A 19,340-nucleotide genomic window follows, 5' to 3' on the forward strand; every position below is an offset into this window, starting at 1 on the left:
TCGGCCCGTCGTCGGCGAGCACCACCAGGTCCGCGGGCACCCGCCGGGGCGGATCGGTGTCGACACCGGCGTCGCGCAGGAACGTGCGCAGCTCCTCCCCGCGGTCCCGGCCCGGCCCCACCGGCAGCCCGGCCAGCACGTCGTCGGCGCCCGTCACCCCGCCGACCTGCGGGTACAGCTGTCCGATCCCGGCCCGGGCCAGTCCGGCGACGACCGCCACGGCGAGCGCGCCGTTGCCGCGGACCTCGACCAGCGTGCCCTCCCGGCGCCGCCGGACCCGGTCCACGACGTCCGGGTCGGCGAGCAGCCCCGCCCGCCACAGGACGGCGAGCAGCACCGCGACCTCGTCGTCGCCCCGGGTGAGCGCACCGGTCGGGCACGGGCCGTCGGCGAGCCGGTCCAGTGCGTCGACGGCGGCGGGGGACAGCTCCTCCAGCAGCCGGGCCCGGGGTGGGCCGGACCCGATCCGGCGGGCTCGTGGCCCGGCCGGGAGGACGGCGAGGTGGGCGGCGAGCGCGAGCCGTGCGGGCAGTCCGGTCACCGGTGCCACGGTGCCCGCTCCGTGCGGCGACGGGGCCGGAACACGTCCGCGCCGTTCGCATCCGCGAACCGGGGCGGCCTACCCTGGAGCCATGGCGAGTCCCCCGGTAGAGGTCCGACGCAGCGCCCGCCGGAAGCGCATGGTCAGTGCCCGGCGGGAGGGGGAACGGCTCGTCGTGTTCATCCCGGGCTGGATGTCCGCCGAACAGGAACGCGATTGGGTCGCGGAGATGGTGCGGCGCGTCGAGGCGAGCGAGGCCCGCCGCCGCTCACCGGGCCGCAACAACGACGAGGCCCTGGCGCGCCGCGGCCTGGAGCTGTCGAAGCGATGGTTGGAGGGGCGCGCGCGGCCGTCGTCGATCCGGTGGGTGCCGACGATGCGCACCCGCTGGGCGTCCTGCACCCCCGACGACGCCACGATCCGGATCAGCGAGCGCCTGCGGGACGCGCCGGGCTGGGTCGTCGACTACGTGCTGGTGCACGAGCTGGCCCACCTGCTGTCCGCCGCGCACGACGACGTCTTCTGGTCCTGGGTGCGCCGCTACCCGCGCACGGAGCGGGCCATCGGCTACCTGGAGGGCCTCAACGCGGCCGCGGAGCTCGGCATCACCGGTGTCGACGGCGACCCGGCCACCGCCGACGAGCCCGACGGGGTCGCCGACGCCGACGGTGAGGTCGGCGGGTTCGGCGGGACCGGCCCCGGGATGGAGCCGGTCCGCGCGACCGGGACCTGAGCCGGGCTCAGGAGTCCTTCCGGTCCGTCCCGTCCTCGCCGTCGGTGTCCTCCGCGGAGGACTTCTCCGTCCCGGGCTCCTCCGGGGTCCCGGACGCCTCGGTCTTCCCCTTCTCCGCGTCGGCCGCCATCTGGCGCTCCAGCTCGGCGATCGGGTCGTCCGGGACCGCCCCGCCGCGCACGAAGGCGGCCGGGTCGTCCAGGTCGTCGGCCGACGGGATCAGGTCCGGGTGCGCCCAGACCGCGTCGCGGCCCTCGACGCCGCGCTCGGCGCCCAGCAGCTTCCAGAGGTCCGCAGCGGCCCGCAGCTTCCGCGGCCGCAGCTCCAGCCCGACGATCGTCGCGAACGCCTGCTCCGCGGGCCCGCCCGAGGCACGGCGGCGGCGCATCGTCTCGCGCATCGCCTCGGCCCCGGGCAGCCGCTCGGTCAGCGCCTCGGCGACGACGGTGTCCACCCAGCCCTCGATCAGGGCGAGGAGGGTCTCCAGCCGGGCCAGCGCCGCCTTCTGCTGCGGTGTGTCCTCCGGCTCGAACATGCCGGACTGCATGGCCTCCTGGATCGACTCCGGGTTCGACGGGTCGATCCCGCGGGCGAGCTCCTCGATCCGCGAGGTGTCCACGGTGATGCCGCGGGCGTACTCCTCGACGGCGCCGAGCAGCCGCTCGCGCAGCCAGTGCACGTGGGTGAACAGCCGCTGGTGGGCGGCCTCGCGCGCGGCGAGGAACAGCGTGACCTCACCGGCCGGGCGGTCCAGGCCCTCGGTGAACCGGGCGACGGCTTCGGGCAGCAGTGCGGAGGTGCGCTCCGGGCCGACCGGGATGCCGAGCTCGGTGGAGGTCAGCACCTCCTTGCCGAGCTGCGCCAGGCCCTGGCCGAGCTGGCTGCCGAACGCCATCCCGCCCATCTTGCCGAGCATCCCCAGCATCGGGCCCGCCGCGCCGCGGACCTCCTCGGGCAGACCCTCGACCCAGGCCGACGACAGCCGCGTCGCGACCGGGTCGCAGAGCCGCTTCCAGGTCGGCATGCCGGCCCGCACCCAGTCCGACGGCGTCCAGGCCTTCACCTCGCCGCCGGAGGAGGGGAACGACGTCGCCGGGTCGAGCCACAGCTCCGCGAGCTTCACGGCCTCGGCGACCCCGGTGCGCTGGGCGTCGGTGAGCGACGACGTCGACTGCGCGAGCTGCTGGGTGGCGATCCGGGCGGCGAGGTCGTAGTCGACGGGGCCGTCGTCGGAGGAGCCGCTGCTGGAGAGCATCTGGCCGAGCTGGGACAGCATCTGCCCGAGCTGGCTCATGTCGAACTGGCCCCCGCCGGGCATACCCGGCATGCCGGGGATCCCGCCCATGCCGAACGCCGCGAACGGGTTCTGGCCCGCGCCGCCGGACGCGCCCGACGGGTCGTCGGACTGGGGGTGCGACCCGAAGCCGAACGGGTCCTTCGGGCCCTCGGGCTCGCCCTTCCCGTCCTTGCCCGACGTGCCCCCGTCCTTGCCGGAGGCGTCGCCGGAACCCGAGTCGGGCTGGTCGCCGGGCTCGCGGTCGCGGTCACGGTCGGCGGGGCCGAAGCCGAAGGGGACGTCGCTCATGGCGTCCACCGTACGCGGGCCCGGGGGGTGGTCGCCGCCCCGACAGCCGGTGGATCGGGCCTGGTGGGGCGGTGTTCGCCGGGAGCGGACCGGGGAACTACGAGCAGCCGGCCGGCGTACCGCCGGTGTCGAGGGTGGTCAGCGCCCCGACCGCCTCGTCGAGGGTCCCGACCCGCACGAGCCGGAGCCCGTCGGGCGCGTCCTCGGCGGCCTCGGTGCAGTTCGCGGCGGGCACCAGGAACGTCTGCGCACCGACCTCGCGGGCCTTCAGCATCTTGAACCGGATGCCGCTGATCGGCCCGACCCGGCCCTCGGCGTCGATGGTGCCGGTGCCGGCGACGAACCGGCCGCCGGTCAGCGGACCCGGGGTCAGCTTGTCGACCAGCGCCAGGCTGAACATCAGCCCGGCCGAGGGGCCGCCGACGTCGCCCAGGGTGATGGTCAGCTTCTGTCCCTCGGCTGGGGAGGTGGCCGGGGTGATGCCCAGGAAGGCCCGCGCCGGGTCGTCCGGGTGGGCGGCCGGGGTGACGGCGACCTGGCGCGGCGCGGCGTCCCCGCGGCGGACGGTGAGAGTGACCGGCTGCCTGGGGCGGGCGGTCCCCATGGCGTCGAGCAGGCCCTGGACCGAGGTCACCGGGGTGGCGCCGACGGCGCGGATCTCGTCGCCGGGTTCCAGCACCCCCGCCGACGGCGAGCCGTCGGTCAGCGCGCCGACCGTGACCCGGGTCGGCAGGCGCAGGTGGGTCAGCGCCGCGGCCTCGGCGTTCGCGATCGAGCCGTCGAACTCCTGCTGGTTGGCCTGGGTGACCTGTTCGGTGGACTCGCCGGGCGGGTACAGCGACCAGCGCGGCGCGAGCCGGTAGGTGCCCGAGGCCCACATGCCCAGCGCCCGCAGCGTCGAGATCCCGTCGGTGACGCCGACGGTGGTCATGTTCAGGTGCCCGGTCGTCGGGTAGGTCGGCAGGCCCTCCGCGGACACGACAGGCGTGCCCTCGACCTCACCGAGGGTGTCGAAGGTCGGCCCCGGCCCGAGGGCGACGACCGGCGCGGGGACCACGGTCCCGACCGCCGTGAGGGCCAGCAGTACGAGGACCGCGGTCACCCACGTCGAAGATCGAACGCCCACGGGAGGGAACCCTACGATCGTGCGACGACGACGGCGCGCCCGACCCCGGCCCGTCCTGCGACGATGCGGTCGGAGAGCCCGGTGGGTGCCGCCCGATGTGTCGTTTTCGTCCCGACACACCGGGACCCGACCGCGACTTCACCGAACCTCCGTACAGTTGCCCTCGGAGAACCGTGCCGTCGCCCCAGCCGGCCGCGCTCTCCACGAGTCGTACCCGAACTGTGGAGTGTGCCCGTGTCGTCCATGCGGCCCCCTGTGGGAGCGCCGTCGCTGACCCGCCGAACCCGGATCCTGCTGGTCGCCGCGGGCGTCCTCGTAGTGCTTCTGCTCGGTGGCTCGCGGCTGCTGAACTTCTATGTCGACTACCTGTGGTTCGGCGAGGTCGGTTTCCGGAGCGTCCAGCTCACCCGGCTGTTCACCCAGATCGTGCTCTTCGGGGTCGTGGCCCTGGTGGTGGGCGGCCTGGTCGCGCTGACGCTGTGGCTGGCCTACCGCTACCGCCCGGTCTTCGTGCCGGTGTCCGGACCCGAGGACCCGGTCGCGCGCTACCGGACCACGATCATCCAGCGCCTGCGCCTGTTCGCCGTCGGCGTTCCGGTCGTGATCGGTCTGATCGCCGGGCTCGCGGCGCCGACGCAGTGGCAGACCGTGCAGATGTTCCTGCACGGCACCCCGTTCGGCCGCGCCGATCCCGAGTTCGGCAACGACATCGGGTTCTACGCCTTCACCCTGCCGTTCCTGCGGATGAGCCTGAACTGGCTGTTCGTCGCCGTCGCGATCTGCTTCGTGCTCGCGCTGGTGACCCACTACATCTTCGGGGGCATCCGGCTGTCCGGCCGCTCCGGCTTCGTCTCCACCGCCGCGCGTGCCCAGCTCGCCGTGCTCGCCGGGGTGTTCGTGCTGCTCAAGGCCGTTGCGTACTGGTTCGACCGCTACGACCTGCTGTGGTCCAACCGCAATGCGCAGACGTTCTACGGCGCCACCTACACCGACCTCAACGCGGTCCTGCCGGCCAAGCTGATCCTGCTGGTCATCGCGGTGATCTGCGCGCTCGCGTTCTTCGTCGCCGCGTTCCGCCAGAACCTGCAGATCCCGGCGGTCGCCGTGGTCATGCTGGTCGTCTCCTCGATCCTGGTCGGCACGGCGTTCCCGCTGGTGCTGCAGCAGTTCGTCGTCGCGCCCAACGCGAACGTCAACGAGGCCCCGTCGATCGAACGCAACATCGCGGCGACCCGGGACGCCTTCGGCATCGGGCCGGACAAGGTCGACATCGCGCCCTACGCGGGCACGTCGGAGGCGACACCGGCCCAGGTCCGGGCCGACACCGACACCATCCCCAACATCCGGCTGCTCGACCCGGGCAAGCTCAATCGCACGTTCACCCAGCTCCAACAGCGACGGAACTTCTACGGGTTCTCGCCCAACCTCGACATCGACCGCTACACCGTCGACGGCGAGACCCGTGACTACGTCGTCGCGGCGCGCGAGATGAACGCCAACGGCCTGGTGAACAACCAGCAGGACTGGATCAACCGGCACCTGGTCTACACCCACGGCAACGGGATCGTGGCCGCTCCGGCGAACCAGGTGAACGAGGCCCTGGAGGATGCGGGCGGCTCCGGCGGCCTGCCGAACTTCCAGGTCTCCGACACCCAGCAGCAGGGCTTCGTGCCCGTCCAGCAGCCCCGCATCTACTACGGCGAGCTGCTCGACAACCAGTACTCGATCGTCGGTGCCGAGCCGGGTACCGCGCCGCGGGAGTACGACTCCGACGAGGCGCAGTACACCTACACCGGCGCCGGCGGCGTCCCGATCGGCGGGCTGTTCAACCGCTCGGTGTTCGCGCTGGCCTACGGCGAGCGGAACATCCTGTTCAACAACTCCATCAACGCCGACTCGAGGATCATGTACGTCCGGAACCCGCGGGACCGCGTGCAGGCGGTGGCCCCGTGGCTGACGCTGGACAACGACCCGTACCCGGCCGTCGTCGACGGGCGGGTGCAGTGGATCGTCGACGGTTACACCACGCTGCAGAACTTCCCCTACGCCGAGCGCGTGCAGCTGGGCGACGCCACGTCGGACTCCCGGCTCGGGCCCAATGGCCAGCAGCTGCCGAACGACACGATCAGCTACCTGCGCAACTCGGTGAAGGCCACGGTCGACGCCTACGACGGCACCGTGAAGCTCTTCGCCTTCGACGAGTCCGACCCGGTGCTGCAGACCTGGGAGAAGGCGTTCCCGGGCACGGTCGAGCCGCGCTCGGCGATCACCCCGGACCTGCAGGCCCACCTGCGCTACCCGGAGGACCAGTTCAAGGTCCAGCGTGAGCTGCTGACCCGCTACCACGTCGACGACCCGAACGAGTTCTTCTCCACCGTGTCGTTCTGGGACGTCCCGTCCGACCCGACCGTGCAGGGCGGCAACGGCGGCAGCCAGGACGCGCAGCCGCCGTACTACATCTACGCGGGTCTTCCGGGGCAGGAGGGCGCGTCGTTCCAGCTCACCAGCGCGCTGGTGAGCCTGCGGCGGCAGTTCCTCGCCTCGTACGTCTCGGCCAGCTCGGACCCGGACACCTACGGGAAGCTGACCGTGCTGCAGCTGCCGAACGAGACCCAGACGCTCGGCCCGCAGCAGGTCCAGGCCCGGTTCCTCGGCTCGCCCGAGGTCTCCTCCGAGCTGAACCTGCTGCGGCAGAACCAGACCACGATCGACTACGGCAACCTGCTGACGCTGCCGGTGGCCGGTGGTCTGCTCTACGTCGAGCCGGTGTACATCGAGCGGGCGGGCGGTCAGGACAACTCGACCTATCCGCAGCTGGCCCGCGTCCTGGTGTTCTACGGCGACCGGCTCGGCTACGACGCGAGCCTGTCCCGGGCCCTCGACGAGGTGTTCGGCGCCGGAGCCGGTGCCGCCGCGGGCGGTGCCGCTCCGACGACCGGGCAGCCCGCCCAGCCGACGACGCCCACGACGCCGGCCACGCCGAACGGACAGGGCGCCCAGACCCCGGCGGCGCCCAACGCGGCGCAGGCGACCGCGGCGCAGCAGATCCGCGCGGCGCTGAACGAGCTCAAGGCGGCCCAGCAGTCCGGTGACTTCGCCAGGCAGGGCGAGGCGCTGGCCGAACTGGACCGTGCGGTCGCGGCGTTCCAGGGCGCCGGCGGCTGATCATCGTCGGGCCGGACCCCCCTGCGGGTGGGGTCCGGCCCGGCGTGTAGGGTTGCTCTTACAACACAGACGGAACGCACGTGGTTCCGTTCGGCGCGGGGTGGAGCAGCTCGGTAGCTCGCTGGGCTCATAACCCAGAGGTCGCAGGTTCGAATCCTGCCCCCGCTACCACCCACGAAGGCCCCCAGGATCTCCTGGGGGCCTTCGTTCTTCGTGGGGTCCGGCCCCGTCGCCGGGAGCGACCCCCCTCGGAGGTCCGGTGAACGGCCGGTGTACGGTGGTGACACAACACAGACGGGATCGCACGCGGTCCCGGACGGCGCGGGGTGGAGCAGCTCGGTAGCTCGCTGGGCTCATAACCCAGAGGTCGCAGGTTCGAATCCTGCCCCCGCTACCACTCACGAAGGCCCCCGGGGAGCACCCCGGGGGCCTTCGTCCTGTCAGGGGACCCGCGCGTACTCGGCGACGATCACTCCGGAGCGGTACGGCGTCGACCGCACCAGGTCCCACGACTGCGGCCGGTACCCGCCGCCGTCGTCGAACAGGGGCTTGCCCGCCCCGAGCACGACCGGGTTCACCTTGAGCACCAGCCGGTCGATCTCGCCCGCCAGCGCGGCCGCGAGCCGCCCGCCCCCGCAGAGCCAGATGCCGGCGCCGGTGCGTTGCTTCAGCTCCCGGACGAGCTCCACCGGGTCGCGCCCGGTCAGGGTGATCCCGGCGGGCACCGCGTCGGCGGGACGGCTGCGCGACAGGACGTACTGCTCCAGGTGCGGGTACGGGTCGGCGGTGACCGCCAGGCCCGCGGCGTAGGTGTTCCAGCCCATCAGCACGGTGTCGAACCGGCTGTTGTCCGCGGTCAGCCCGAGCACCTCCAGCCCGACGGCCGGGACCGTGTCGGTCCACTCCCGCAGGATCATGTCGATGTGGTCGCCGGTCTGCGGGAAGGCGTCGAAGGTGTCGTCGGGGGCCGCGATGCGGCCGTCGAGCGAGACCGCGACGTAGTAGACGAGCTCGCGCATGCGCAGACCTCCGGGTCGAGACAACCACGACGGGTGTCGTGGTCGTCGAAAGTACAACAGGCGTCGTGGTTCGTCTAGGGTGCCCGCATGGCACGCAACGACGACCGCAGGCAGCGGCTGGCCGACGCGGGGCTGGCCGTCCTGGCCCGCGAGGGCGCCCGGGGGCTGACCCACCGCGCGCTGGACCGGGAGGCCGGCGTCCCGACCGGCACGGCGTCGAACTACTTCCGGACCCGTGCCGAGCTCGTCCGTGCGCTGGCCGACCGGATCGGGCAGCGGCTGGCGCCGGACCCGGACACCGTCGCCGGGCTGCGTACGGGGGAGGCGGGGCCCGCGATGTTCGCCGACCACGTCCGCGACATCGTGCGCCGGCTCGGTGCGGAGCGGGAGGTGACGCTGGCGCTGTTCGAGCTCCGCCTGGAGGCCGTCCGGCGCCCGGAGGTCGCCGAGGTCATGGGGGAGTGGCTGCGCACCGGGTTCGCCGCCGACGTCGCCTACAACCGGGCCGCGGGACTGCCCGGCGGGCCCGCGGAGATCGCGCTGTTCCACTACGCGGTCGACGGCCTGCTCCTGGACCGGCTGACCCTGTCCATCGACCCGGACACCCCGGCCGACACCGTCGTCGACGCACTCGTCGACGGGCTGCTCCCGCCCGCTCAGGGCGCCGGTGCGACCTCCAGCACCCGGTAGCCGCGCTCGGAGGCCAGGCGGGTCGTCGGGAAGCCCTGCTCGTCGCTCAGCCACCGTTGCAGCGAGTCCGAACCCAGGTTCTTGGCCACCACCAGGTATGCCCGCCCGTCCGGGAGGAGCCGCGGGAGCCAGCGCAGCAGCAGCTCGTGCAGCGCGGTCTTGCCGGAGCGGATCGGCGGGTTGGAGTAGATCCCGGCGAAGGTGACGTCGTCGGGGACCTCCTCGGGACGGCAGGCGGTCACGTTGCCCAGCCCGGCCGCGTCGGCGTTCTCCCGGGTGAGGCCCAGCGCGCGCTCGTTGAGGTCCACCGCCCACACCGGAAGCCGGCGGCGCCGGCTGGCCAGGGTGAGCGCGATCGGGCCGTAGCCGCAGCCGACGTCGAGCAGCGGGCCGCGGACCGGCGGCATGGGTGCGGTGTCGAGCAGCACCCTCGTCCCGCGGTCGAGGCGGCTGTGCGAGAAGACCCCGGTGTCGGTCACCAGCGACAGGTCCACGTCGGACGTGTGCAGGCGGACCGACCCGCGGTGGCTCGCGACGGACGGCGTGGCGCTGAAGTAGTGGTCACCCACGCCGGGTGATGCTACGGCGGGGACACTGGGGACATGAGGACGCCACAGCCCCCGCAGGACGTGCCCATCCGCGAGGAGCCGATCCGGGTCGGTCAGTTCCTGAAGCTCGCCGGGCTCGCCGAGGACGGCGTGCACGCCCGCGAGATCCTCGAGGCGGGCGAGGTCACGGTCAACGGGGCACCGGAGCACCGCCGGGGCGCCCAGCTCCGTCGCGGCGACGTCGTCTCGGTGGCCGGGCGGAGCGTCCGCCCGGTCTGAGGCTCACCAGCCGAGGTGGTCGAACGCCGTCGCGAGCGTCGGGGCGAGGGTCTCGGCGTAGGTCGCGGTCAGGTGGTTGTCGTCCATGTAGACGAGCACGTTGCCCACCTCGCTGCGGCAGACCGCCGGATCGCAGATGCCGTCGGCCATGTCGGCGAACACCACGTTCGGCGGGACGCCCGGGACCGCGGACCACGGCGGGTACGGCTGGTACAGCGTGTGCCGGTCGATCTCGCAGGCCGGTGCGCCCCGGCCCTGCGTCGCGACGCAGTCGACCACGTTGAAGTCGAAGCGCGGGTTGTCGCGGACGGCGACGACCGGGATCCCGGCCGCGTCGAGCCGCTGCCAGGCCTGGACGAACCCCTCGGGGGTCTGCTCGTGCAGCCCGGGCCGCACGTCGCGGCTGGCCAGGGTCAGGACCGCGTCGGGGTGCATCGCGACCAGCTGGTCGTGCACCGCGGCGTTCCAGTCGGTGCAGCCCTGGTCGTCGGCGACGGTCTCCGAGCGCACCGACATCGGGCAGGCCCCGCGGAACATGCCCACCATCGACCAGTTGCGCTGCTCGGCGATCACCGCGAGCGAGGCGGCGTACTGCTGGGCGTGCGAGTCGCCGACCACGGCGACCGTCCGCTCCGAGGTCTCCGGGTCCGGCGCGGGCACGGTGCAGACCTCGAGCTCCGCGCCGTGCTCGGAGGGCCCGCAGTCCCAGTGGGTGCCGCGGTAGCTCCAGTCGTCGGGCGCCTGCACCAGCGACGGGGTCAGCTCGGCGTCGGCCGGGTCGAGCGAGGCGAGGTCGAACTGCGGGGACAGCGCCACCGCGCCCGGGTGCGACGGCGAGCCCGCCAGTACCGGCGTCGACGCCCGCGCGGCGGCCAGCCCGTACCAGGAGCCCGCCGCGACGAGCACGGTCAGCGCGAGCACCCCGCCGGTCCGCAGCGCGTGGCGCACGTCGAGCGCGGCGACCCGCTGCTCGACGAACCGGTGGGTCAGCCAGGCCAGCACGAACGACACCGCGATCACGGCGGCGCCCTGCTCGAGGTCCAGCCGGTCCTGCCCGGTGCGCACCAGGGTGAGCGTCAGGATCGGCCAGTGCCACAGGTACAGCGGGAACGAGATGTCGCCGATCGTGCGCAGCACCCGTCCCGACAGCAGGCGGTCGACGCCGAACCGGTGCCCGGACCGCCCGGCGACCAGCACCATCGCCGCGGCCAGCGTCGGCCAGAGCGCCGCCCAGCCGGGGAACGCGCGGTCGACCTGGAGCAGGATCCCGCAGGAGACCAGCGCGGCCACACCGCCCCAGCCGAGCACCGCGCGGGTGCCGGGGGTCAGCTCCGGCCGGTCCTCGATCCGGGAGATCCACAGCGCGAGCAGCCCGCCGAGCGCGAACTCCCAGATCCGCGTCGCGGAGTGGAAGTAGGCGAGCGGCTGGTTCACCAGCGTCAGGTACACCGAGTACGCGAACGAGGCCGCGCCGACGGCGAGCAGCGTGCCGGTGAGCCGCCGGTGCAGGTCGGCCCCGTCCCGCCGGGTCGCGATCGCGACACCGGCCACGACCAGCGGCGCGAGCAGGTAGAACTGACCCTGGATGGACAGCGACCAGAAGTGCTGGACGATGCTGGCCGCGTTGTCGCGGGCCGCGTAGTCGACCGAGTTGTGTGCCAGTTCCCAGTTCTGCAGGAACAGCAGCGACGCGACCGTCTCCCGGACGGTCGGCATCCAGCGGTTCTCCGGCAGCAGCCAGAACCCGGCCACCACGCCCGCGACGAGGACGACCGTGACCGCCGGTAGCAGCCGGGAGAACTGGCGGCGCCACGTGGCGAGTACGTCGACCCCGCCCCGTGCCGCCGCCCGGTGGAGACCACCGGTGATGAGGAAGCCGGTGATCAGGAAGAACACGTCGACGCCGCCGGAGACCCGGCCGACCCAGACGTGGTAGACGACCACCAGCACCACCGCCAGGGCGCGCAGACCCTGCAGCTCCGGACGGAACCGGGGGCGCGCGACGCCCCCGGCCGTCGTCGTGGTGCGGCTGGCGGGGGCTCCACCGGGGGACGACACGAGTGGCAGCTCCTCGTTGCGGGCACGATCGGGTAAAGGGAAGTTTACGATTCGACCCCTACAACGACGACGGCGGCCACCGGGTTCCCCCGGTGACCGCCGCTCGTGGGGTCAGGGTCTCGCTCAGTATCCGATGTATCCGCCGTGGCTGCCGACCCGGCCGCCCGCGTCGAGGGTGTCGATGCCGTAGCGGTCGATCATGTAGCGGACGCCCGCGGTGATGTTCGCGATCGGGTCGGTGATCGACCGGTCCGCGAAGTCCGGGTGCACGTAGGCCGCGAACGTCGAGGGGATGACCTGCATGAGGCCCTCGGACGGGTTGCCGGCCGCGGCGTTGGAGTCCCAGTTGTTGATGGCGTGCGGGTTCCCGTTGGACTCCTTGAGGATGATCCGCTTGAGCCCGCTCGCGTAGGCCTGGGACAGTCCCATGTGGTCCAGGGCCTCGGCGATCCAGCCGTCCAGCCCGCCCTGGGCGACGATCGCGTCGATCCGTGCCTTCTCGGCCTGGCGTGCCTTCTCGGCAGCGGCGGCCTTGGCGTGCTCGGCGGCGATCTTCGTCGCGATCTCGTGCGCCTTGCCCATGGACGCGAGGTCGGCGTCCTGGGCGGGGGCGGCGGCCTGCAGCGCGCCCGACGCGGCGGACGGCTGGGCGAAGGAGACCGGGCTGAAGAAGCCGGAGGTCGATCCGTCCGTGGCCTTCGTGGCCGAGGGGATGCTCGCGGAGTACGCGGCCAGCGTCGTGGCGGCGGTGGTGCCGCCCTCCTCTGCGTCGGCCTGCGTCGAGGTCCCGTCCAGAGTGGTCGGGACGATCGCGGCGAACGCGCCGGAGGCGAGCACGCCGAACGCGGCGCCGGTGGCGGCCGTGCGGGTGCCCGCACGACGCGCGGCGTGCGCGGGGCCGCCGTGCCGCGAGGAACGGAGGGACGGTGCAGCGGCCGTCGCTGCGGGTGTGGTCGCCACGGGTCGGGGGAACCCGTGGTGGCCACCGGGGGAGCGGTGTCCGGGCAAGGAAACGCCTTTCAGATCACGGACGGCGCCGCGCACGAACGGCCGGGTCGGGGGTCCCGGGTGAGCCGGTCGGGGAGTCCGGCTCCAGCCCGCTCGTGATCGGGCCGTGATGACTGGGGATGACCGTAGAGGGCCCCGCCGCGGGGGTCCAGCCCCGGGGTCGTCGGTCGCCGCGCGACAGACACCGTTCACCGGTTCCGTGATCTTGATGGCGTGCGGGGCGCAACCCGGTGGACGGTGTGCCTCGGCCGACGGACGGCGGTCCCCGCAGGTGGCGGGCTCGCGACGAACGGCGCAATACTGGAGTCGGCTCGAGGTTCGTACGGGCCGTCCCGATGCGCGGACCGGCGTGTGGGGGCGGCCGCGGCGGGGTAACAGGACGGGGACGGGCATGGACGCGGGCGACCTGCTGACCATCGGGGAGATCGTCGAGCGCAGCGGGTTCCCGCACTCGGCGTTGCGCTACTACGAGCGCGAGGGGCTGATCTCCGCGACCCGGACCTCGGGCAACCAGCGCCGCTACCGGCGCAGCGTGCTGCGCAGGCTCGCCTTCGTCCGGGCGGCCCGGTCCATCGGGGTCGGGCTGGAGGAGGTCCGCTCCGCCCTCGACGCGCTGCCCGCGGACCGGACGCCGACCCGGTCGGACTGGGCCCGGCTGTCGCGGTCCTGGCGCGGCAGGCTCGACGAGCAGATCGACGCGCTGACCGCCCTGCGCGACGGACTCGACGGCTGCATCGGCTGCGGCTGCCTGTCGATGACGACCTGCCGGCTGGTCAACCCCGACGACGCCGCCGCCGCGTACGGCGACGGTGCCCGGGTGCTGCCCGCCGCGCTGCGCCGCCCGCCGGTGCACGGCCGGTGAGCCCTGCCCTGCGACCGCTGCCGTGGCGCCCCGGGCTGCCTAACCTGGGGTCGTGACCGATCTCGTACCGGACCGCTGGTTGACCGTCGACGGCCTCGCCAACGCCCGTGACGTCGGCGGCCTCCCGCTCGACGGCGGGGGCCGCGTCCGCACCGGCGTCCTGCTGCGCACCGAGTCCTTGGAGGGGCTGGGGCCGGCCGCCGTCGCGTACCTCACCGACGAGCTGGGCGTCGCGCAGGTGCTGGACCTGCGCACCGACCACGAACGCACGACCTACGGCCTCGGTGCGCTCGCCGCAGCCGGGGTGCCGGTGCACCGGCTCAGCTTCATCCCCGAGACCGGGATCGCGCTGCCCGAGGTCGACCTCGGCGACGCCCACCCGATGCTCGGCCACTACCTCGCCTACCTGGAGGGCCGCGGTGAGTACGTCGTCGACGGGGTCCGCCGGATCGCGGCACTGGACTCCGGGACGACCGTCGTGCACTGCGCCGCGGGCAAGGACCGGACCGGGGTGCTCGTCGCGCTGGTGTGCGCCGCGGTCGGGGTGCCGCGGGAGGAGATCACCGCCGACTACGCGCTGTCCGCGACCCGGATCGACGCCCTGTTCCGGAAGTGGACGACCGCCTCGGGCGAGCCGATGCCCGGTGGCGACGAGCTGGACCGGCACCGCCCGCGGGCCGAGGTCATGGCCGAGTTCCTGCGGCTGCTCGACGAGCGCCACGGCGGTCCGGTCGGCTGGCTGCGCGAGAACGGCCTCACCGACGACGAGCTGGCGCGTCTCCGGACCCGGCTGCGCGACGGGAGTGCCTGAGCACGCTCAGGGCAGCTCCTCGATCGGCACCATCGGGTCGAGCTTGCGCAGCGCCCCCGGGTCTCCGGTGACCGCGGGCCAGCCCCGCCGCCGGGCGGCGGTGACGACCTGGCCGGTCACGATGTCGTCGAGCCCCTGGGAGGCCAGCAGCAGTCCGGCCTCCTGGGCGCTCTCCGGGGACAGCTCGTGGATCACGGTGTTCGGCAGACCCAGCAGGACCTGCAGTGCGGCGTGGTGCTCGGCGTCGACCATCGACCAGGCGCGACCGAGGGCGGCGCTGGGCACCGCGAGCACGATGTTCTCCTCCACCGCGGCCCAGACCAGGGCACGCATGTAGACGGGGCGACCGGTCGCGAAGGCCGCCAGAGCCGAGGAGTCGAGTACGCGTCCGCCGATCATCGCGGGCTCAGCCGACGGCCACGGGCGGGACCGGGCGCAGCGAACGGCGCGCGGCATCCAGCTCGTCGGCCGGCGGGGGACCGCCGTAGAGGTCGGCCAGGGTGGCCAGGGAACGGTCCCGGTCCTGTCGTGCCTGCACGGCCTCCGCCACGTAGGCGGACAGGCTCGACGCCGATCCGCGGGACACCGCGTCCCTCGCCTCGGCCACCAGCTCCGCCGGCAGCGTCACCGTCACCCGCTCGCTGCGCATACCGAAAGGCTACTCCCTGCATACCGCCCGGGCCACGGACACGCCGCGGGAGGCAGGTTACCGGCGGGTATGGAAGGCTCCGGGGCGGGACAGTGCCGACCTCACACGAAGAACGGGTGCTCATCCATGGACCTCACCTTCACTCCGGCCGAGGAGGAGTTCCGCGCGGAACTGCGCTCCTGGCTCGGCGCCCACATCCCGCAGGAGTGGACCCGCCCCGGGTTCTGGGAGTCCCTCGAGGACTCCGAGAGCTTCCGGCTGCGGCGCGACTGGGAGCGGGACAAGGCCGACGCCGGGTTCGCCGGCATCCAGTGGCCCGTCGAGTACGGCGGCCGCGGCGGCACACCCGGCATGAAGGCCATCTACGACGAGGAGACCGTCCGCGCCCAGGCGCCCCGTACGGTCAACCCGCTCGGGCTGACCTTCCTTGCGCCGACGGTCATGGCGATCGGCACCGACGCGCAGAAGAAGGAGATCATCGGCCCGCTGCTGCGCAACGAGGTCGTGTGGTGCCAGGGCTTCTCCGAGCCCGGCGCCGGCTCCGACCTCGCGGCGCTGTCCACCAAGGGCGTTCGCGACGGTGACGACTTCGTCGTCAACGGCCAGAAGGTCTGGACCACCAACGCCGTGCACGGCGACAAGATCTTCACCCTGGTCCGCACCGAGGCCGGGTCGGAGAAGCACCGTGGCATCTCGATGCTGCTCATCGACATGGACCAGCCCGGCGTCACCGCGCGCCCGTTGCGCCAGATGAGCGGGGCGAGCGAGTTCGGCGAGGTCTTCTTCGACGACGCCCGCGTCCCGGCCGCCGACTGCCTCGGCGAGATCGGCGACGGCTGGCGCACCGCGATGCTGCTGCTCTCGTTCGAGCGCGGCGCGTCCGGCATCTCCCAGTACACCGAGTTCCGTCGTCAGTACGACGAGATCGCCGCCGTCGCCCGGCGGCTCGGCCGCGACACCGACCCGGTGATCCGCGACGACCTGGCCCGCGTCCTGGTCGAGCTGGAGTGCCTGAAGCTGCACTCGATGCACGTGCTCACCCAGGTCGAGCAGGGCCGCGATCTCGGCTTCGAGGCGTCGATGACCAAGCTCCAGTGGTCCGAGGCGTTCCAGGACCTCTGGGAGGTCTACGACCGGATCCTCGGCGAGGACGCCACGCTCGACGCGCTGCCCGACGGCACCGACCTGCGCCCGCTGCACGCCCAGGCCATGTGGTCGCGCTCGGTCACCATCTGGGGCGGCTCGTCGCAGGTGCAGCGCAACGTCACCGCCGAGCGCGTGCTCGGCCTGCCGCGGTAAGGGGAGCGGACACATGTTCTTCGCACTCACCTCCGACCAGCAGGAGTTCGGCGCCGCGGTGCGCGACTACCTGGCCGAGCGCTTCGACCTCGCCGCCGTGCGGACGGTCGTCGAGAACCCGTCCGACGACGGCAACCCGGCGTCGTTGTGGCGCGCCGCGGGCGAGCAGGGGTGGACCGCGGTCACCGTCGACGAGGAGCACGACGGCCTCGGTCTCGGCCTGGTCGAGGCCCAGGTGATCGCCCGGGCGCTCGGGGCGGGTGTCGCCCCCGGCCCGTGGCGCGGCACCGTGCTGGCCGCCGACGCGATCCGGCTCGCCGGCTCCGACGAGCAGAAGGCGGCCTGGCTGCCGAAGCTCGCCGCGGGCGAGGCGGTCGGTGCGTTCACCACCCGGGGCAGCGCCGCGACCGGTCTGCCGGTGGTGGAGTACGGCGCGCTCGCCGACGTCGTCGTCGCCCCGGCCGAGGACGGCCTGCCCGGGCTGGCGCTGATCACCGGCGCCACGGCGTCGCCGGTCGGCAGCTACGACGGCACCACCCGGCTCGCGTCGCTGGACGGCGGGACCGCCGAGGCGCTGCCCGGCACCACCGTCGAGCTGCAGAAGCAGCTGACCGACCGGGCGACCGTGCTGGTCGCCGCGGACCTGGTCGGCATCGCCCGCGAGGCGTTGACCCGCACCGTCGCCTACGACCGCGAGCGCACCCAGTTCGGTGTGCCCGTCGGGTCGTTCCAGGCGCTCAAGCACGCGCTGGCCGACCTGCACGTCGGGGTCACGATGGCCGAGCACGCGGCGCTCTACGCCGCGCACGCGGTGGACGCCGGGCTCGACGGTGTCGAGCTCGCCGTCGCCGTCGCCAAGGCCAAGAGCAGCGACGTGGCGCTCCAGGCGACCGCGGCGATGATCCAGTTCCACGGCGGCATCGGTTACACCTGGGAGCACGAGGCGCACTTCTTCTACAAGCGCGCCAAGCGGCTCGCCGGCCAGTACGGCGACGTCGCCGTCTCCCGCGAGCGGATCGCCTCCCTGACCATCGGGGCCTGACCCCTCCGTGGGCCGCGTGAGGCCACAGTGCACCCCGTCTGCTCAGGGAGGATGTGCGCTGTGGACTCGCGCGCCCGGCGCGGACGTGGGACCGTCGGACGATGGCACCCGTCACACCGGTCAACGCCACCGCCGCCGCCCTCCTCGGTCTGCTCCACGGCGGGCCGATGACCGGTGGGCAGCTGGTGGCGGCGGCCGGTGAGCGGTTCGGGCTGTTCTTCTCGGTCACCCGCAGCCAGGTCTACCGCGAGCTGCCCGCGCTGACCGAGGAGGCGTTGCTGCGCCTGGGCAAGCAGGGCCCGCGGGCCAGCCAGCAGTACGTGATCACCGCCGCCGGCAAGCGGTCGTTCAAGCACTGGCTCGCCACCGGCGGCGACGCCGACGCCGTCCGCAGCCCGCTGGTGCTGCGGCTGCTGCACGCGGGGACGCTGACGGTCAAGCAGCGCACCGAGCTCGTCGCGGCTGCCCGCGAGGCCTACGCCGAGCGGCTCGCGGTGGCCCGCGCCGCCGCCCGTGCGACCGACGACCCCTACGGCCGTCCGGTCGCGGACTTCGCCGTCGCCCACACCCGGGCGATGATCAAGCTGATCGACGCGATCCCCCAGGACTGAACCGGGTCCCACCCCCGCGTACCCTCGACCGTTGTGAACTCCGACGTCCAGGCCGACCTGAAGGACCTCGACACCACGCTGTCCAGCATCGAGGCCGTCGCCGACGTGCCCCGGCTGCGCCAGGAGATCGAGGAACTGTCCGAGCAGGCGGGCCGGCCGGACCTCTGGGACGACGTCGACGCCGCCCAGCAGATCACCAGCCGGCTGGCCTACGCCCAGGGCGACCTGCGCCGCCTCGACGACCTGCGCCGCCGCCTCGACGACGTGCCGGTGCTCTACGAGCTCGCCGAGGACGAGGGCGACGAGTCCGCCGTCGCGGACGCCGACGCCGAGCGCGCGAAGCTCCGCAGCGAGATCTCCTCGCTGGAGGTCCGCACCCTGCTCTCGGGCGAGTACGACGAGCGCGAGGCCCTGGTGACCATCCGGTCCGAGGCCGGGGGCATCGACGCCGCCGACTTCGCCGAGATGCTGCTGCGCATGTACCTGCGCTGGGCCGAGCGCCACGGCTACGGCACCGACGTCTACGAGACGTCCTACGCCGAGGAGGCCGGCATCAAGTCGGCCACCTTCGCCGTCCACGCGCCGTACGCGTTCGGGACGCTGTCGGTCGAGGCCGGCACCCACCGCCTGGTGCGGATCTCGCCGTTCGACAACCAGGGGCGGCGCCAGACGTCGTTCGCCGGTGTCGAGGTGGCCCCGGTCGTCGAGACCTCCGACCACATCGAGATCGACGAGAAGGACCTGCGGGTCGACGTGTTCCGCGCGTCCGGGCCCGGCGGCCAGGGCGTCAACACGACCGACTCGGCGGTCCGGCTGACCCACATCCCGTCCGGGATCGTCGTCGCCTGCCAGAACGAGCGCTCCCAGCTGCAGAACAAGGCGTCGGCGATGGCCGTGCTGCAGGCGAAGCTGCTGGAGCGGCGCCGGCAGGAGGAGCGCGAGCTGCGCGACTCGTTCAAGGAGGCCGGGTCCTCCTGGGGCAACCAGATGCGCAACTACGTGCTGCACCCGTACCAGCTGGTGAAGGACCTGCGCACCGAGCACGAGGAGGGCAACCCCTCGCAGGTGCTCGACGGCCAGATCGACGAGTTCATCGAGGCCGGCATCCGCTGGCGCAAGCAGACCGAATCGGCCTCGTGAGCCGGGGTCGCCGGGCGTCCGCCGTCTGCGGCGCCCTCCTCGTCCTCGCCCTGGCCGGATGCACGACGGGGTCCCCGGAGCCGGCCGCCGACGGGGCTCCGGCCGCGTCCACCGCGCCGTCGGCGCAGGACACCGTGGCCGCCGCGGGCACCGCGCTCGCCGGCGCCGGGTCGG

At 73.3% G+C, this 19,340-nt stretch carries 18 protein-coding genes, 2 tRNA genes and 1 pseudogene; 12 read left to right on the forward strand and 9 right to left on the reverse strand.

Features of this window, described 5'->3' with window-relative positions:
• Window positions 1-541: pseudogene (locus GTW08_RS05595) on the reverse strand (hypothetical protein); the annotation flags it as partial.
• Window positions 542-632: 91 nt separating this feature from the next.
• On the opposite strand from GTW08_RS05595, the gene GTW08_RS05600 reads away from it, so the two are divergent.
• On the forward strand, window positions 633-1,274 hold the full coding sequence (locus GTW08_RS05600; RefSeq protein WP_083659144.1) for a M48 family metallopeptidase: 642 nt from the start codon (window positions 633-635) through the stop codon (window positions 1,272-1,274).
• Between the two features lie 7 nt (window positions 1,275-1,281).
• On the opposite strand, the gene GTW08_RS05605 is transcribed toward GTW08_RS05600, so the two are convergent.
• Together GTW08_RS05605 and GTW08_RS05610 are read right to left on the reverse strand one after the other, a co-directional pair.
• Complete coding sequence (locus GTW08_RS05605; protein ID WP_073578352.1) at window positions 1,282-2,859, reverse strand: zinc-dependent metalloprotease; 1,578 nt, start codon at window positions 2,857-2,859, stop codon at window positions 1,282-1,284.
• Between the two features lie 97 nt (window positions 2,860-2,956).
• A complete protein-coding gene (locus GTW08_RS05610) occupies window positions 2,957-3,961 on the reverse strand; it encodes a PDZ domain-containing protein (protein ID WP_083659145.1) in 1,005 nt (334 codons plus the stop codon).
• A gap of 267 nt (window positions 3,962-4,228) precedes the next feature.
• Here GTW08_RS05610 and GTW08_RS05615 point away from each other — a divergent pair, with 267 nt between their 5' ends.
• The 3 genes from GTW08_RS05615 to GTW08_RS05625 all read left to right on the forward strand — a co-directional run bounded on the left by GTW08_RS05615 (window position 4,229) and on the right by GTW08_RS05625 (window position 7,547).
• On the forward strand, window positions 4,229-7,150 hold the full coding sequence (locus tag GTW08_RS05615) for a UPF0182 family protein (protein ID WP_073578391.1): 2,922 nt from the start codon (window positions 4,229-4,231) through the stop codon (window positions 7,148-7,150).
• A gap of 94 nt (window positions 7,151-7,244) precedes the next feature.
• Window positions 7,245-7,321 (forward strand) — tRNA-Met (locus tag GTW08_RS05620).
• Window positions 7,322-7,470: 149 nt separating this feature from the next.
• A tRNA-Met gene (locus GTW08_RS05625) sits at window positions 7,471-7,547 on the forward strand.
• Between the two features lie 43 nt (window positions 7,548-7,590).
• On the opposite strand, the gene GTW08_RS05630 is transcribed toward GTW08_RS05625, so the two are convergent.
• Window positions 7,591-8,169: a dihydrofolate reductase family protein gene (locus tag GTW08_RS05630; RefSeq protein ID WP_073578354.1), complete on the reverse strand. Its 579-nt coding sequence runs from the start codon at window positions 8,167-8,169 to the stop codon at window positions 7,591-7,593.
• 87 nt (window positions 8,170-8,256) lie between these two features.
• Here GTW08_RS05630 and GTW08_RS05635 point away from each other — a divergent pair, with 87 nt between their 5' ends.
• Window positions 8,257-8,859: a TetR/AcrR family transcriptional regulator gene (locus GTW08_RS05635; RefSeq protein WP_073578355.1), complete on the forward strand. Its 603-nt coding sequence runs from the start codon at window positions 8,257-8,259 to the stop codon at window positions 8,857-8,859.
• On the opposite strand, the gene GTW08_RS05640 is transcribed toward GTW08_RS05635, so the two are convergent.
• Complete coding sequence (locus GTW08_RS05640; RefSeq protein WP_073578356.1) at window positions 8,826-9,428, reverse strand: class I SAM-dependent methyltransferase; 603 nt, start codon at window positions 9,426-9,428, stop codon at window positions 8,826-8,828. The two genes, GTW08_RS05635 and GTW08_RS05640, sit on opposite strands and share 34 nt — an antisense overlap.
• A 33-nt stretch (window positions 9,429-9,461) precedes the next feature.
• On the opposite strand from GTW08_RS05640, the gene GTW08_RS05645 reads away from it, so the two are divergent.
• Window positions 9,462-9,686 carry an RNA-binding S4 domain-containing protein gene (locus tag GTW08_RS05645; protein ID WP_073578357.1) on the forward strand — a complete coding sequence of 75 codons (225 nt, stop codon included), beginning with the start codon at window positions 9,462-9,464 and terminating at the stop codon, window positions 9,684-9,686.
• A 3-nt stretch (window positions 9,687-9,689) separates the two neighbouring features.
• On the opposite strand, the gene GTW08_RS05650 is transcribed toward GTW08_RS05645, so the two are convergent.
• Together GTW08_RS05650 and GTW08_RS32855 are read right to left on the reverse strand one after the other, a co-directional pair.
• Window positions 9,690-11,744 carry an acyltransferase family protein gene (locus GTW08_RS05650; protein WP_083659146.1) on the reverse strand — a complete coding sequence of 685 codons (2,055 nt, stop codon included), beginning with the start codon at window positions 11,742-11,744 and terminating at the stop codon, window positions 9,690-9,692.
• A 123-nt stretch (window positions 11,745-11,867) separates the two neighbouring features.
• On the reverse strand, window positions 11,868-12,704 hold the full coding sequence (locus GTW08_RS32855) for a transglycosylase SLT domain-containing protein (RefSeq protein ID WP_304580224.1): 837 nt from the start codon (window positions 12,702-12,704) through the stop codon (window positions 11,868-11,870).
• A gap of 439 nt (window positions 12,705-13,143) precedes the next feature.
• On the opposite strand from GTW08_RS32855, the gene soxR reads away from it, so the two are divergent.
• Both soxR and GTW08_RS05665 read left to right on the forward strand, forming a co-directional pair.
• Window positions 13,144-13,614: a redox-sensitive transcriptional activator SoxR gene (gene soxR / locus GTW08_RS05660; RefSeq protein WP_073578358.1), complete on the forward strand. Its 471-nt coding sequence runs from the start codon at window positions 13,144-13,146 to the stop codon at window positions 13,612-13,614.
• A 52-nt stretch (window positions 13,615-13,666) separates the two neighbouring features.
• Window positions 13,667-14,425: a tyrosine-protein phosphatase gene (locus GTW08_RS05665; protein WP_073578359.1), complete on the forward strand. Its 759-nt coding sequence runs from the start codon at window positions 13,667-13,669 to the stop codon at window positions 14,423-14,425.
• A 6-nt stretch (window positions 14,426-14,431) separates the two neighbouring features.
• Here the strand turns inward: GTW08_RS05665 and GTW08_RS05670 are convergent, their stop codons facing one another.
• Window positions 14,432-14,824 (reverse strand): hypothetical protein, encoded by a 393-nt coding sequence (locus GTW08_RS05670; RefSeq protein WP_073578360.1) that lies wholly within the window; start codon window positions 14,822-14,824, stop codon window positions 14,432-14,434.
• Window positions 14,825-14,831: 7 nt separating this feature from the next.
• The gene (locus tag GTW08_RS05675; protein ID WP_062400609.1) at window positions 14,832-15,074 is read right to left on the reverse strand and encodes a hypothetical protein; all 243 of its coding nucleotides are present in this window, start codon (window positions 15,072-15,074) and stop codon (window positions 14,832-14,834) included.
• Window positions 15,075-15,200: 126 nt separating this feature from the next.
• Here GTW08_RS05675 and GTW08_RS05680 point away from each other — a divergent pair, with 126 nt between their 5' ends.
• From GTW08_RS05680 to prfB, 4 genes are all read left to right on the forward strand, one after another.
• Entirely contained in the window at window positions 15,201-16,373 is a 1,173-nt protein-coding gene (locus GTW08_RS05680) for an acyl-CoA dehydrogenase family protein (protein WP_062400611.1), read from the forward strand.
• 13 nt (window positions 16,374-16,386) lie between these two features.
• Window positions 16,387-17,415, forward strand: a complete 1,029-nt coding sequence (locus tag GTW08_RS05685; protein WP_161151513.1) for an acyl-CoA dehydrogenase family protein — start codon at window positions 16,387-16,389, stop codon at window positions 17,413-17,415.
• A 101-nt stretch (window positions 17,416-17,516) separates the two neighbouring features.
• On the forward strand, window positions 17,517-18,026 hold the full coding sequence (locus tag GTW08_RS05690; protein ID WP_020621783.1) for a helix-turn-helix transcriptional regulator: 510 nt from the start codon (window positions 17,517-17,519) through the stop codon (window positions 18,024-18,026).
• 33 nt (window positions 18,027-18,059) lie between these two features.
• Complete coding sequence (gene prfB / locus GTW08_RS05695; RefSeq protein ID WP_073578362.1) at window positions 18,060-19,166, forward strand: peptide chain release factor 2; 1,107 nt, start codon at window positions 18,060-18,062, stop codon at window positions 19,164-19,166.
• The last annotated feature ends 174 nt before the right edge of the window (window positions 19,167-19,340 follow it).

Source organism: Pseudonocardia sp. SID8383, from assembly GCF_009864975.1.
Classification (GTDB): Bacteria; Actinomycetota; Actinomycetes; order Mycobacteriales; family Pseudonocardiaceae; genus Pseudonocardia; species Pseudonocardia alni.